Origin of the sequence: Endozoicomonas sp. (genome assembly GCF_051008435.1) — a bacterium.
Classification (GTDB): Bacteria; Pseudomonadota; Gammaproteobacteria; order Pseudomonadales; family Endozoicomonadaceae; genus Endozoicomonas_A.
This window is the reverse complement of record NZ_JBPCXO010000007.1, coordinates 1-16,193: the sequence shown is the minus strand read 5'-3', so window position 1 is coordinate 16,193 and position 16,193 is coordinate 1. Positions and strand designations below refer to the sequence as shown.

The 16,193-nt window shown below is 49.4% G+C and carries 5 protein-coding genes; 4 read left to right on the top strand and 1 reads right to left on the bottom strand.

Translation table 11 applies throughout. The features are described from left to right. Positions 1-508 precede the first annotated feature (508 nt). Positions 509-6,421: a transporter substrate-binding domain-containing protein gene (locus ACR2PX_RS00265; protein ID WP_433997362.1), complete on the bottom strand. Its 5,913-nt coding sequence runs from the start codon at positions 6,419-6,421 to the stop codon at positions 509-511. A 149-nt stretch (positions 6,422-6,570) separates the two neighbouring features. On the opposite strand from ACR2PX_RS00265, the gene ACR2PX_RS00260 reads away from it, so the two are divergent. From ACR2PX_RS00260 to recD, 4 genes are all read left to right on the top strand, one after another. Next, positions 6,571-6,855: a hypothetical protein gene (locus ACR2PX_RS00260; protein WP_433997361.1), complete on the top strand. Its 285-nt coding sequence runs from the start codon at positions 6,571-6,573 to the stop codon at positions 6,853-6,855. 144 nt (positions 6,856-6,999) lie between these two features. Then, positions 7,000-10,329: an exodeoxyribonuclease V subunit gamma gene (gene recC / locus ACR2PX_RS00255; protein WP_433997360.1), complete on the top strand. Its 3,330-nt coding sequence runs from the start codon at positions 7,000-7,002 to the stop codon at positions 10,327-10,329. Further along, positions 10,326-13,988: an exodeoxyribonuclease V subunit beta gene (gene recB / locus ACR2PX_RS00250; RefSeq protein ID WP_433997359.1), complete on the top strand. Its 3,663-nt coding sequence runs from the start codon at positions 10,326-10,328 to the stop codon at positions 13,986-13,988. The genes recC and recB overlap by 4 nt, the downstream gene beginning before the upstream one ends. Beyond that, positions 13,985-16,030 carry an exodeoxyribonuclease V subunit alpha gene (gene recD / locus ACR2PX_RS00245; protein WP_433997358.1) on the top strand — a complete coding sequence of 682 codons (2,046 nt, stop codon included), beginning with the start codon at positions 13,985-13,987 and terminating at the stop codon, positions 16,028-16,030. Before recB ends, recD begins: the two co-directional genes overlap by 4 nt. Positions 16,031-16,193: the final 163 nt, after the last annotated feature.

Here is a 16,193-nt window from a genome sequence, read left to right as displayed (position 1 = left end):
TATCAATGGCTTCAATAGCCCTGGTTGAATCACCCAACTGATGTTTGATCTGTTCTGGCTGAGCGGCCAATCCATGAAAGCGGGCAAGCATGACCAGACAGGTCACGGCTGAATCCGAACTGCGTACACCATCCATCGGACGTCTACTCCCTGTAGTATTTTATTAATCCTTAAATGACAGCTATTAGACGTCATAGGATGTTTATGATTCAAGAGAAACCGATCACATTTTTAAACATTTGTAAGAGAGCTTACAGGCTGGAGGCCATGTGTTTCATGGGTTGGAATACAAGATAAAACTCAGATGGCGTAGAAGCTTTTTAAACACACTCTCGTTTCAAAAAGCATGAAATCAGTGGCTTACAAAAATTCTACCGTTGAAATTCATATGGGTTCCCACGCAGGAGCATGGGAACCAGATTTAAATCAAGATGAGACTTATAAACAAAGGGCTTCAATCATCTGATGATCTAACCCACTGTAAACTGAAGGCTTTAAACTCTCTCTTTTAAAGCTCCACTTCTGACTGAATATCCTCAAGGATTCGCTCGGCTTCTTCAAAGTCATAGGACCTCATACTTTTCTGCAGTCCTTCCAATATTTTTTTATCGGCTTTGCCAGCGAGCCCACCGACCAGTTCTGACAACGAATCAGTCGCAGAAACATCACCGTCCTGAAGCTGGGTGATCATGGCGCTCATCAGATAGGACAAGCGCTCTGTCTCGACCATACCTTCACCAATCGTTTCTTCTTCTGAATCTTTTTCAACCAGATGCTTAAGACTCTCCATCACCTCGTTGAAGGCATACTCAAAACTTTCTACCAGTTCTTTTGATGGCAACTCATCCTGAGTTCTCAACGCTGCTTCCAGACGAGCCGCCGTAATCTGCAGTTGTTCAGCGCCCAGACTGCCGCCAGCACCTTTGACGCCATGCACGATAAATCGGGCGCCCTGCCAGTCACGTTTATCCAGGCAATCAAACAGCTTTTGCAAATCGTCTCTCTGGTCCAGATAAAAATTCACCAGCAACTGGCGATACAGGCCTACATTGCCTCTCACCCGGTTCAAACCATTGCGGAAATGAATGCCGTCAAGCTTCTCAAGGTCTCCAGTGAAAGCTTTCTGTTCTGGCTCCTTGTCGGCCAGTGACTCTATTGTCCTGCCTTCTCCCTGCCCTTGCAGCCAGCGACCCACCATATCCTGAAGTTCAGTAGGATTCAGAGGTTTGGAGATATGATCATTCATACCCACCTGCAGGCAACGTTCACGGTCACCCGTCATGGCATGAGCCGTCATGGCAACAATCGGTAAATCATTATTACCAAGATTTCGTCGTATGACTCGTGTCGCCTGATAACCATCCATCTGAGGCATCTGGATATCCATGAAGACCAGATCAAATGTCCGGGATTCAAGCTTATCGACAGCTTCCTGACCATTGTCTGCCAGTGTCACAGACAGACCCATGCCTTCCAGTAACTCCCGTGCCACCTGCTGGTTAATTTCATTGTCCTCCACCAGCAGAATATCGCCATTAAACGTCTGTTTTTTGGCAATACTGTCAACACCTTTGCTGCTGCCGCCCGAACTTTTGTAGTCCAGTGTCCGGAGTATCGTTTCAATCAACACAGAACTGCTGGCCGGCTTGATCAGGAAAGCATCTACCCGACCTGACGCCCTGGCCATTACTTCCTCACGACCATAGGCCGAAACCATGATCAATGCGGGTGTTGGGATCAGATCAAGCGCTCTGATCTGCTCCGCCAGTTCAATTCCGTCGGTATCTGGCATGCGCCAATCCAGCAGAGTAACGGCTATTGGGTTGTCAGAATCAAGATTATGTTCTCTCAGAATGCTCAGAGCCGTTTCACTGTCTTTGGCCTCAAGGGTTTCACAACCAAAGCAGTTAAGCTGATTAACCAGTATCTGTCGGGCTTCTTCCGTATCATCAACCACTAGTACACGTGTACCTGCCAGCGCCTGATCCGTTAGCCCAATGGATTCACCCAGTCCCAGTTCTACATCAAAACGGAAGGTGCTGCCCCGGTCTATTTCAGACTCCACCTCAATATCACCGCTCATCATATTGACCAGGCTTCGGCAGATGGCCAGCCCAAGTCCCGTACCACCAAATTTGCGGGTGGTTGAGCCATCGACCTGTGAGAAGGATTCAAACAGTCGAGCCTGATGCTCATGACTGATACCAATACCGGTATCCTGTACCTCAAAACAGATTCTGGCTGTTTTTGAATTAAGCGACAAAAGTTTTACTGTAATTCTGACGGTGCCGTCATGGGTAAACTTCACCGCATTATGGGTCAGATTGATCAACACCTGCCCAAGACGCAGGGGGTCACCGAGAAGGTGTCGGGGAACGTCCGGCGCAATGTCATAGTTGAGCTCAATGCCCTTCTCTTCAGCCCTGACGTTGGTGATGTCATAAACATTGTCAAAGACATCCCCCAGGTCAAAATCAATGGTCTCCATATTGAGCTTGCCTGCTTCAATTCTGGAGAAATCAAGAATGTCATTAATGATGCCCAACAGGGCATGGGCAGAGGACTGGATCTTGGTGACATAATCCTCCTGCTTGTTGGACATACCCGTCTGCAAAACCAGATGGCTCAGACCAATAATGGCATTCATAGGCGTACGGATTTCATGACTCATGTTGGCCAGGAAGTTACTTTTCGCCTGATTCGCCTGGTCTGCGGCTTCCTTCGCCTTATGAAGCGTTTCCTCTGCATGCTTACGGTCAGTGATATCCCGACCTGTTGCAAACAGATAACCTTCACCTTCGTATTCCATGTAATTGGCGGTCACTTCAACCGGGAACACCCTGCCATCGTGAGTCTTGCGCAGGGTCTCATAGGTCATCGCCTTGCGCATGGTCAACTGATCCCAGAGCCGCTCCCAGGAGGTTTCTGTCACCGCCGGGTTGATATCCATAATACTGAGTTCCATCACCTGGTCGGTGGTGTAACCCAGTGAACGGCAGGCAGATTCATTGACATATTTGTGGCTACCATCATGGCGGAACCAGTGAATATGGTCAGCTGCGCGATCCAGGGTAAAGCGTGCCATGGAAAGCTCACGCTCACGTTCCTTCTGCTCAGTAATATCCACCATGGTGCCCACTGCACGAAGTGGGTGCCCGCGACTGTCTCTGAAGACAACCTTACCTTTGTTCCTGACGGTCGCATAACTACCGTCTTTACGCCTCATGCGATATTCATAGACAAAGGCTTCATCAGAATGGGCAAACTGGTCATTAAAGAAATCAACGGTCACCACCTTGTCATCCGTATGAATCAGACGACGCCAGGCTCCTGGTGTATTCACCAGCTCTCCAGCCTCGTAGCCCAGCATGCTTTGATATCTTGGGCTGAAGTAGATGCGCTCGTTGGCAACATCCCAGTCCCAGAGACCATCCGAGGCGGCATCCATCGCCAGCTGATAACGCTCTTCACTGGATCTCAGGGCATCTTCAGACAACTGCCGTGAACGAGCTACCGCCACCAGCTCACTGGCTCTTCGCAGCAGATCCACTTCATCACTCAGTAACTCTTCATCGGTTTGACGGTTTAGGAAGACCACGCCACCGATTTCTTCACCGAACAGCCTCATAGAGACATGAATCCCGGTCACTACACCGTCCCTGCTGAGCTGCAGCAAGGATTCACTGCCTTCTAACTGATCATTGTCAGCCCGTAACTTCAATACAGCAATGCCGTCTTCAGAAGACTGGGTTTCCTGCTGGATGGCATCCCTTAGCCACTTATTGAGATCACCTACTTCCAACGATTCCTTGTCGGACCATAAATGCTCTATGGCCGAATGCCCTTCTGCTCTGGAATACACCAAAGCCACTTCATAGCTCATAAAGACAGCCAACTTGCGAAGGAAGTACTGAACCGCCTCTTCAAGTGGCTTGTTAATAAACTTTCTGGATATATCACTAAGCAGGCGATCCAGGTCAGAACGGGCTTTCAGCTCTTCCTCGGCCCGCTCTCTCTCACCGATTTCCAGTGTCAGCCTTCGGTTCCAGTAAATGATCAGAATCAGTGTCACCAGCACCAGTAACAACCCAATAAACAACTCTTTATTAGGTTGCCAGCTCAGCTCAGTAATGGAGACCCAGCGACTGTTGATTTGAGTCTTCTCAGCTTCACTCAGACTCTCGACGGTTTTCTGCAGAATGGAGCCCAGCATTGGCCAGTCATTACGACTGCCCAGAGCGTATTCGTATTCAAAACCGGCCTCACCCACTACATGAAGATTGGTGACTTTCAGTCGATCAAGCTCAAAACTGGATGCCGCAATATTGGCAATAACAGCATCCAGTGCACCACTGGAAACACGATTGATGCCGCTGCTGAGACTGGGTACCGGTTTGAAGTGAATACCAGGATTTTTTGCCCTGAAATAATCCAGGGAAGCACTGCCAGGCACATAACCGACATTACGCCCTCTCAGGTCCCGGATGTTTTCAATGGTTTTATCAGAAGTTCTGGCCAGAATAACCGACGGTACTTGGAACAAGGGATTGGTAAAGTCCAGGTAACGGCTTCGTTCATCCGTCTTCTGCACCATGCCCAGCACATCGGTTTCATGGCGATAGGAGCGACCCAGGGATTCGGTCCAGATTTTGGAAGGATTAAGACTGAACGTCACACCCAGACGGCTTTCCAGAAGGCGGATATAGTCAATGGCAATACCCTGATAATTCCCTTCTTCGTCCTGAAAAAGAAACGGCGGATTATCCGTCTGCACATCAATCCGAATGATGTGATTACGACCCAGCCAGCGACGCTCCTCTTCGGTCAGATTGACATTGGTGACGCCCTTGCCGAAATACCGGTTGTCGCTGTTTACAATCCAGCTCTCTTCAATCGTCCGGTATTCCTCAGGCGAAATATCTCCCAATCCTTTGTTAACCTTGGATATCAGGTCACTCCTTCTATCTGCAGCTACGCCCGCCCCTATGGCCTCATTCATGTTGAAGTACTTGCTACTGCTGACTTCTCCAATCAACCCAAGGACGCCCAGTGCAGACTCAACCACCACAGGCTCACCCATGAAAGCATCGATATCCCCTTTAAAGAGGCTCTGAATCAACTCTGTGACATTATTGCGGGTGATCAGAGTGACGCCTGGAAGCCATTTGTTCACAAACTCTTCATGACTCGAGTCTGTGACCACTCCGAGTTTCCTGCCTTCCAACTCAGTTCCCAGATCATTTAGAGACTGGCTGCTGCGATAGTAAATTCTGGAATTGATGCCATAAAAAGGATTGGACATGCGCATCCATTCACTACGGGCACGGGAAGGCGAAATACTGCCAAGAATGTCAGCTTTGCCGCCTTTCAGGGCCTGAATGGTCTCGGTTCGATCCCCCATTCTAAAGCGGATAGGCGTACCGGTTTTCTCTGACCATTTCTGCCAGATGTCCACATACATACCAGCCGGCTTACCCAGAGCATTTACAAAAGAAAGGGGGGCCGAGGCGGTTTCCAGGGCAATCACCAGCTTGCCTGAGGTTTTGCGGCCATGGCCCAGCCAGCGCTCGAACACCAGACTTTTGCGCTCTTCCGGTATCACTTCCATACCGCTCTCGATCAGAGAGCCCAGGGCTGACCGCTTACTGTTGACCCCGGCCACCATAGAAACCGTTGGATCCAGAGGGGAATCATAAGGTGAGTAGTCGGAACTGATCCCCCTGCTTTCCAGGTAATAGCCCAGCACATCGGCGTTGCCGGCAAACAAGGTCACTTTCTTGGAGGCTATGTCATCAATCATCAGCCGCTGATTGTCGTACTCTCTCAGGCTGACACCTGGCAACAGTTTGACGATTTTGTCCTTCAGATAACCCTTGCCCAGAATGGCAATCTGATTGCCTGAGAGCAGCTCTCCGATCGGCTTGGAGGAAATATCATTACGAATGAACAGAGCCCTGCGACTCTGCAGAATCTCACGGGTCAGAACCCCTTTTTCGGTGACTTCATCGGCGGGTCCCAGTAAAGCAATTACATCAATTTCATTGCTTTTGAGGCGTTCGACAGCCTGCTTCCTTGCCATGGGATAGAACTGGACGGGTACGCCCACCTGCTCAGACCACTCCCGCCAAAGATCCAGAATCAAACCGTCAGGCTCACCCGCATCATTGGTGAATGTCCAGGGCAGAGAGTCCTGGGTGTAGGCAATCTTTAAAGGCTTGTAATAACTGGAGTCTGCCTTGGGTTTACTTTCTTCTGACCATGCAGGCAACGATAAAGCCCAGAAAAAAAGCAGGCTAAAGAAGCAGAAAATCAGGCCACGTTTTCTTTTTATTGTGAAAATAGACTCATGACCAGAGGTTATCAGGCTTCCCACTGGTTCAAGACTGTTTTCACGCTCAATACTGTTTAGAGCGTATGACATATGAGCTCGTTCTGGGTCAATACAGGGCTTAGCCCGAGCATTTTACCTTGAATTATCAGGCATGCCACTGAGGGAAATACGCAATTTACACACAAGAACCTAGAATAAGTTAAGGAACACCCATTCTGGGCAAACATTCTGGAAAAATAATGGATATTGAAAAACAATCCCAGCAAAGCCTCGATGAGAGCAAGACCAGCATTCTTGAGGCCCAAAATCTGATGGACAAAATGGCCGCCCTGCGGGGAAAGCTGAACATCAAGGATGGCGCAGGTCGACGTTATCTGCAAAGAATCAAACCTGATGAAGCCAGCCTGAGAGCTGCCGAGAAAGAAATCACCGCCCAATACGTTGGAAACAGCAGCAACCCGGATAAGAAGAAAAAGAAACACAAAAACCTGATGAATGCACTGCACCGGCATGGCAGAGCCTGATGAATGAGACTGGCAGGTCTTCCGTACTGCCTGAAACCATCATCACTGCTTGCCACTCCCCTTCTTTTTTCTTATTTGTGTTGACATAACCCGCCCAAGCATGAAGAGTTAGAATCATCATTGATACAGGCTGATTCTCCTTCCGTGTTCACCATTTATCACTCTAACCAGCTTGACCTGCTCAAAGACCTGCTGATTGACCGAATTCAACGGGATCCACTCCCTAACCCGCTGGAAGACGAACAGATTCTTGTTCAGAGTCCCGGCATGGCACAGTGGCTTCGGCAAGCCCTGGCAGAATCCATGGGCATTGCGGCATCGCTCAACTTCCCCCTGCCGGCCAGCTTTCTCTGGGACATGTTTGTCAAAGTGCTGCCAGAAGTTCCCAGACGTTCGGCATTTAACAAGGAAGCCATGACCTGGAAACTGATGTCATTGCTGCCTGAAATGCTGGATCAGGATGCTTTCAAACCTTTGAGACATTACCTCGCTGATGACAGCGATACGGTACGTTGTTACCAGCTGGCAGGTAAGGTGGCCGATATTTTTGACCAATACCTTGTCTATCGTCCTGAATGGATTGCTGACTGGGAGCGTGGAAAGGACGAAACAGCCAGAGACCAGCTCTGGCAACCGATGCTTTGGCGAGCGTTGGTGGCAAAAACCGCTGACGCCGGACAATCCCACTGGCACCGAGCCAATATGCATCAGAGTTTTCTCAGCGCACTGGAGAACAGCTCACACCAGCAGCGACTGCCCCGCCGACTGTTTGTTTTCGGTATATCTGCGCTCCCCCCCCATTTTGTAGAAACCCTGAAAGCATTGGGACAACAAACCGATGTCCACCTGATGGTTTGTAACCCTTGCCAGTACTACTGGGGAGATGAGAAAGACCCTAAATATCTGGCAAGACTGGCAGCCCGGCTCTTTAGCAAGCAAATCAGTCAACCGATGGCACCGCCAGGTTCCAGGTCGAAAGAAGGTTCTCCACAACAAAATGACCTGTTTGAGACGCCCATTGATGAACCTTTTTCCCTTGAAAGCAGTAATGCTTTATTGGCCTCTATGGGTAAGCTGGGCAGGGATTATATGCATCAGCTTCATGATCTGGATGCCACAGAAATCATTGCTTTTGTTGAAGCTCAGGAAGACTCCCTGCTCCATCGCATTCAAAAAGATATCCTTGATCTGACTGACAGGAGCCAGGAAATCCAGGCCACCGTACACCCTGATGATCCGTCACTGGTTTTTCATGACTGCCACAGTGCCCTCAGGGAAGTAGAAGTTCTCCATGATCAGCTTTTGAAGATGTTTGACCTTAACCCGGATCTCACGCCAAGAGATGTCGTGGTCATGCTGCCCAACGTGGATCAATACAGCCCATGGATTCAGGCTGTTTTTGGCGGCTTGCCGAACCATCATAGCGACCCCAGATACATTCCCTTTGCCATTTCGGATCGCAGTGCCAGCCAAGAATTCCCGCTTTTGAAAGGACTGCTGCAGCTGCTGGACCTGGATAATCAACGTTGCGGGGCTCAGGAAATGCTGGAGTTGCTGGAAATTCCAGCCATTCAGAGACGTTTTCAGATCGACGAAAAAGGCTTTGAACTTCTGCGACGCTGGATTGATGAATCAGGTATTCGCTGGGGACTCAGCCCGGAACATCAGACGGGTTTTGGGGTCCCACCAAGAGAAAGTAACTCCTGGCTGTTTGGCCTCAAGCGAATGCTGTTGGGTTATGCCTTGCCTGAAGACACCGGACTCTTTTCCGGAATATTGCCGCTGGACTCTTCACAAGGGATGAATGCGGTTCTTAGTGGTCAGCTTGCGGCATTTGTCGAAGAAGCCTCTGAACTGATTCTACAGCTCAACGAATCCCGCTCCATAGAAAGCTGGACGCTGTTTATTAACCAGATTCTCGAAAACTTCTTTGAGCCTGATGAAGAAGATGAGTACGCACTGAAACTGGTGAGAAGCTCACTGGAACATTTGACGGAACAGGTTCGGGATGCCGGTTATACCGACAGGTTGTCACGACCGGTTCTACTGGATTATCTGACAGAGCGACTCACCAGTGAACGAAGCAGTCAGAAATTCCTTTCCGGTCGCGTCAACTTCTGCACCCTGATGCCCATGCGCTCCATTCCTTTCAAAGTGGTTTGTCTGCTGGGTATGAATGACGGCGCTTATCCAAGAAGTATTCCTCCGGCTGGTTTTGACTTGATGACAGAAAGTCCCAGAAGGGGTGACCGCTCTCGTCGTGAAGACGACCGATATCTGTTTCTTGAGGCTTTACTGTCTGCCCGCCAGACTTTTTACATCAGTTACACAGGCCGGAACATAAAAGACAACAGTGAACGCATACCTTCCGTACTGGTGACAGAACTGCAGGAATATTGCAGCCAGTTTTTCCACGACAATTTCCTCGACAAGGACTCCTTACAGAGCCTGGTTTTTGAACATCGGCTGCAACCGTTCAGCCAGGAGAACTTCACTCCGGGAAGCGGCCTGTTCAGTTATGCCAAAGAGTGGCTACCTGCTGCCACTCACGAGAAAGCAGAACCCGAGCCTTTTATTCAGGCACCACTGCCTGCCCAGAACAGGTCAGAGGAACTGGAACTGGCTGAATTCCTGAGGTTCTTCCGCAATCCATGCCAATATTTCTGCAACCGGCGACTGCAAGTCTATTTCTCTCAAAGCCATCAACAGATTGAAGATAGTGAACCCTTTGATCTGGATAATCTGCAAGCCTACCAACTCAAACTGCAGATGAGCGAAGCCCTTCTTGGTGACTGCCACTTTGATGAGTTTAAAAACCTGATCAATGCTACTGGTGCAATACCCCATGCCGCTTTTGGAGACCTACTTCTGGAGAAACAATATAAGCTGGTTTCCCCACTGGTTGAATGCGTTCGTGAACTCAGCGTCCACCGGCAAGAAGACGTTGAAATCAACCTGGAAACAGGCTTATTGAAGCTCTCTGGCTGGTTGCGCAATCACTTTCAGAGTGGTCTTGTCAGGTTTCGGCCCGCCAAAATCAAAGCCAAAGATCTTCTCAGCGCCTGGATAGAACATCTCTGTTACTGCGCCAGCCACCCTTCTCCTGGAGTGACAATCTTAATAGGTCAGGATAAGCAAGTAACGTTTGAAACAGTGTCAGCAACTGCAGCTCTTGATGAACTGAACCAGCTGGCAACCCACTTTTCAAAAGGACAAGATTACCCTCAACCCTATTTTCCTGATACCGCTTTCGCGTGGCTTAAAGAAGCAGACAAAGGCTTGGATAAGGCAGAAACGAAAGCACTCAAAACCTTTTATGGCGATGACTGGTCACCTGGAGAATCCGCCGACCCCTATATCCGCAGAATATACCCTGAACTTGAACCGACCATGCAGAGGTTTCAAGCCCTGGCACAATTGATATTGTCACCCGCCCTCCAGCACATAACGGATGGGACTGGAGGTAGCCAATGAGTGGTCAATCGATCCGAGAGCTGGATGCCAGAACCTTGCCCCTGCAAGGCAATCAACTCATCGAAGCCAGTGCCGGAACAGGTAAAACATACACCATTGCCAACCTCTATCTCCGTCTGGTATTAGGCCATGGAGATTCCTCCGCCCGCCAGCCCCTGACTGTCGACCAGATTCTGGTGGTCACCTTTACCGAGGCGGCTACCAAGGAGTTGCGGGACAGGATTCGAAAAAGGCTGCAAGTCGCCAGAAAGGCTTTTGGCGAAGGCCACTCCAGTGACGAAGTTATACAACACTTGATCGATACCCTGAAACATCCAGAAAAGTGCGAGCACCTCCTGTTACTGGCAGAAAGGCAGATGGATGAAGCAGCGATCTTTACCATTCACGGTTTCTGCCAGCGAATGCTGAAACAACACGCCTTCGAAAGCGGCTCGCTCTTTAACCAGGAGCTGGTCACAGATATAGAACCGCTATTGAAACAGTCCACTGCCGATTTCTGGCGGCAGCACTTTTACCCACTGGATAAACCTCTGGCAGCCATTGCAGTTAAACTATGGAAAACACCCGATGACCTTTTAAAGAGAATCAGGGAGTACCTCGCCAAACCAGACCTGAAACTGTTGGCAGGAGAGCTTCCAGATTGTCTGGAAACCTTGACTCACCAGTATGTTAAGCCTGCCATAGAAATCAGGCGGCTCTGGAAATCAGAACATGAAATCATTGAAAACATTCTGCTCGGTGCTGGCTTGAGAAAAAACTCCAAGCCTATTGCCCGCTTTTTGCTGATGACAGAGTTTGCTTACAGTGATGAATTATTTCCAACTTTGGGAAATAAAGAAAGTTGGGAGATCTATGGCACAGAATCCCTCAAAAAAAGTCTCACCAAAACCGGCAATATGCCAGAGCACACAGTCTTTACCCTGATTGATGAGTTACTAAACCAACCTATGAGCCTGCTCTTCGCTTTTGAACACATGATACTGATTCAGGCATTGAAAGATATCCGTCAACGTTGCGCTGAACTAAAAGACAAGAGCCGACTGACCTCCTTCGACGACCTGCTATCGAATCTTCGGAGGGCTCTCACCAGCCCATCAGGCGAGGTACTCGCCAACGCGATCAGAGAGCAGTTTCCTGTCGCCATGATCGATGAATTTCAAGATACTGACCCACAGCAGTATTCCATTTTCACTCGAATCTACCCTCAGGATAATCCAGAAGGCTCTCCCTCTGGACTTCTGATGATAGGCGATCCTAAACAGGCTATATACGCTTTTCGCGGTGCCGATATCTTCACTTATATGCAGGCAAGGACTGAAGCCAGGGACTTGTATTCACTGGGCACCAACTGGCGTTCAACCAGTGCCATGATAAACAGTGTCAACAAAGTATTTGAGCACGGTGTCAATGCTCCCTTTATTTATGAAGCCATTCCCTATCAACCCGTTGCCCCCTCCCCTATAGCTGACAAAACCAGGCTATTGGAAAACCAAAAGCCTTTACCGGCTTTGCGGCTTTGGCTGCTGGAAAGTGATGACGGAGTGGCCATCAGCCAGAACGACTTCGAAGAACAGTTAACAGAAGCCACTGCCTTCGAAATCAACCGACTGCTCACCCTGGCAAACTCTAATCAGTGTGTCTTCCACTCGGAAGACGAAGCTCGTCCCATACAACCGAATGACATCGCAGTACTGGTAAGAAATGGAAGACAAGCGAGAAAAATCAGGGAAGCACTGGCTCGTAAAGGGATTGCCAGTGTCTACCTCAGTAGCAGGGAATCTGTTTTTAACACTCAGGAAGCAATGGATATCTCCAGGTTACTGGATGCCTGCCTTAACCCTTGGGATGAACGCATCCTGCGTACGGCTCTCGCCACACCTTTATTCAACCTCTCAGCCAACGAACTGAATGCTTTAAATGAGAATGAACAGCTCTGGGAAAGTACCGTTGAAGAATTCCTGAACTACCAGCAAATATGGCACAAGCAGGGTGTCATGCCCATGCTCAGGAGCTTGACCAGCCACAGACAAATTGCTGAACAACTACTCTCAGTTCCTGATGGCGAGAGGCGTCTGACAGACTATCTCCACATTGGTGAGCTGCTTGCGGCAGCCAGCTTTGAAGTGGATACTCCCCATGCATTAAAACGATGGCTGTCTGAGCGTATTTTGACTCCGGATATCAATGCAGAAGAACAGCAACTCCATCTGGAGAGTGAGCAAAAACTGGTTAGGATCGTCACCATCCATAAATCCAAGGGGCTGGAATATAATCTGGTTTTTCTGCCCTTTGCTACTGAGTTCAAAGAAGAGAAAAAGCCGGTTTATCATGATGGCAAAAACACTGTTCTTGATTTTTCAGGCAATGACAGCTCAATTCAGAAAGCTGATAAAGAACGACTGGCAGAAGACCTAAGATTATTGTATGTAGCCCTGACTCGTTCAATTCACGCTTGCTATGCAGGTATCACAGCTTTGAAAACAGGCAGAGAAAAAAAAGGAGCAAATACCGATCTCCATAAAACGGCAGTTGGCTGGCTACTTAACGGTGACCAGAAGATTCAAACTTCTGAGCTGGCAAGTAAGTTAGAGGAGCTTCAAACCAGTGATGATGGCATTTTAATAGAATCCGTGCCGGTACCTGATTCCAAATTGCCTCGCTGGCAAGCACCTGCAGAAGTCAAACCAAAACTTGAAGCAGCAGAGTTTCAGGGAAGCATTCAGAAAGACTGGTGGGTCACCAGTTATTCTGCACTGTCCAGAACGTCTCACAGTCAGGGTCATCAAACCGTGCAGGAGCCAGACGCCTCACTGGAAACCGCAGGTCTGGACATGGAAGTTCTGAAAGAGAATGACGAGTCAGAGCCTGAAGCAGAAAGGATCGATATATTCACCTTCCCAAAAGGTGCTCGTCCCGGAACCTTTCTCCATGCTCTGTTTGAAAACCTGGAACATCTGGAAACGAACGACTCGCACTCATTACCAGACGATTTGTCGGACTATATTCTGGAACAATTACAGACAGAAGGGTTTGATGAAAAGTGGTGCTCTACTCTGGAGACCATGCTGGATCATTGCCTGCACGCCCCACTGGACGACAGCGGATTATCGTTGGCAGGACTGGCCCCTCATTCCAAAAAAGTGGAGATGGAGTTTTACCTGCCGGTGAGCAGACTCAGAGCCAGGGAACTGAACGCCATCCTGCAGTCTGAAGACCCGCTATCGGCTCAGGCAGGGTTACTCGACTTTGTCACCGTTAAGGGCATGCTAAAAGGATTTATCGATCTGACTTTTGAATACGAAGGTCGCTGGTATGTGCTGGACTACAAATCAAACTGGCTGGGAGATCAGCTCAGCGATTATACCCAGGACAACATGCAGAAAGTCATGATCGAGCACCGATACGATCTTCAGTATCAGCTTTACTCACTGGCTTTGCACAGACTGTTGAGCAGTCGACTGCCCAACTATGATTTTGAACAACACTTTGGCGGCACCTATTACCTGTTCCTCAGAGGGATCAGAAAAGATGAGCCGCACCGGCCTGGTATTTACCATTGCCGCCCCAACAAAGTTCTGATTGAAAAGCTGGATCGCCTCTTTTATGGAGAATCTGCAATGAGTGAAGAACGCTCTAACCAGACTGGAGTCTCTTCATGATCACCGCCCTCAAGCACCTCTATCAACAAGGTCGGATTCGTCCTCTGGATTACCAGTTTGCCCGTTTTATTCATGAACTGGACGACACGCCAAGTGTCGCTCTTGTTGCTGCTCTTATCAGCCATGAATTAGGTCGAGGCAACCTGTGTCTGGAACTGAACCATTTATTCAGTGCTCCCCTGTTCGAATTGAACCTGGCTGAAAGCAACAAGCTCAGGGCTCTGGCTGACATTGACAGCAAAGCCGAACACACACTGATTAACTCATTGGTTTCAAGCGCTGTCATCAGCCAGGGGGGCAGTAATACCCCCCTGATTCTGGACAGCAACAGACTCTATCTCTACCGCTACTGGCAACATGAGTGCCTTGTTGCCCAGCATCTGCTTAAAGGGGGAAAGCAGTCAGACGATCTTCAGGACACTCGAAAGATTCTGGATCGATTATTCAAGCGAAACTATTCCATCCTTTTTGAGAATCGACCCGGCACCCGTGATCCAGAAGCACTTCAGGAATATCTGATCAAGTGGCTTGATATAGAATTCCCTGAATCCATTGACTGGCAGACGTCCACCCAGACTCTGATGTCGGCAAGCCAGGCCGATGACCTGACTGCTCTTGATCAGCTTATTCCCCAGAAACAGTGCCTGAACTGGCAGAAAGCAGCGGCTGCCATGGCGGCAACTCAACCTCTTGTGGTGATCAGTGGCGGACCGGGAACAGGTAAAACCACCACCGTCACACGACTGCTGGCCATGCTGGTCGAGAAAGGTTTGAAAAGCGGCAAGATACCCGACATCCGACTGGTAGCTCCCACCGGTAAAGCGTCTGCCCGACTCACGGAATCTATTGGTGGCGCTTTGCCAGCGCTGAATTGCAGTGAGGATGTTCGCCGTCTGATTCCCAGCCAGGCAGGTACGATCCACCGGCTGCTCGGCGTTATCCCTAACAGCCCCGAGTTCCGCCACACTGCCAGCAACCCTCTGCATCTGGATATTCTGGTCGTAGACGAGGCCTCCATGGTCGACCTGCCACTGATGCGACACTTACTGGATGCTTTGCCAGACCATGCCCAGATCATTCTACTGGGTGACAGGGATCAGCTTGCTTCTGTGGATGCTGGCAGTGTTCTGGGCGATATCTGCTCTGCGGCTGAGGGCGGTTATTCTCCGGGACAGGCTGATACCCTTGAACAATTGACAGGGTTCAATCTGAAGTCCTGGTCAGCATCACAGAGCCAGTCCATTAATGATCGTTTCTGCCAGCTCCAGAAAAGTTACCGATTTGATGCTCGCTCTGGCATAGGAACACTCGCCAAGGCAGTGAACAGGGGAGACACCCAACAAATAACCCGTGTGTTTCAGCAGCACTTTGATGACATTGCCCTGCACCCCTTGGACGACAGCAATTACCAACAGCTGATGCTCCTTTGTATGAAAGGCTATACCCCCTACCTACAGGCCATTAACGATGGCAAAGACGAAAAAACGGTTCTGAATGCTTTCAATCGTTTTCGTTTACTCTGTGCATTAAGGGAGGGGCGCCTGGGTGTGGAGGGATTGAATGAAGGCATTCGCCAAGCTCTGGCCCGAAAAAACCTGATGCCTTCTGAAGGCTTGTGGTATCCGGGCCGTCCGGTTTTGATTACCCGTAATGCCCATGACCTGGGTTTGTACAATGGTGATATTGGTATTGCTCTTCCTGACCCCAGTGGCCGCTTAAAAGTCGTATTCGAATTACCCGACGGCAGCCTGAAACATCTTCTGCCGAGCCGATTGCCAGAGCACCAGACCGTCTTTGCCATGACCATCCATAAAAGTCAGGGGTCAGAATTCCCCCATACCGTTATGGCCCTCCCGGAACAAATGACACCGGTTCTAACCCGGGAACTGGTTTACACCGGCATTACTCGCGCAAAGTCGAGACTGGACCTGTTTACACCGCCACAGATTCTGATTCAATCCATCAAGCAGAAAACCCAGCGTTCTTCAGGATTAAAAGACCGACTGACATACAACGCCAATTTCAATTTAGAGGAAGTTTGAAACTTTTCAGTTTTAGATGATGAGGCAAAGAGACTTTGACGTACTCCCACCACTAAGCCGCTGATGCGGCTATAGTGGGGGCTTCTTGTGACCCATGCTGAGAACTCTCAACACCTTTCGCTGTAGCACCTGCGCTGACAGGTATTGCTACAGGGGGACTCTT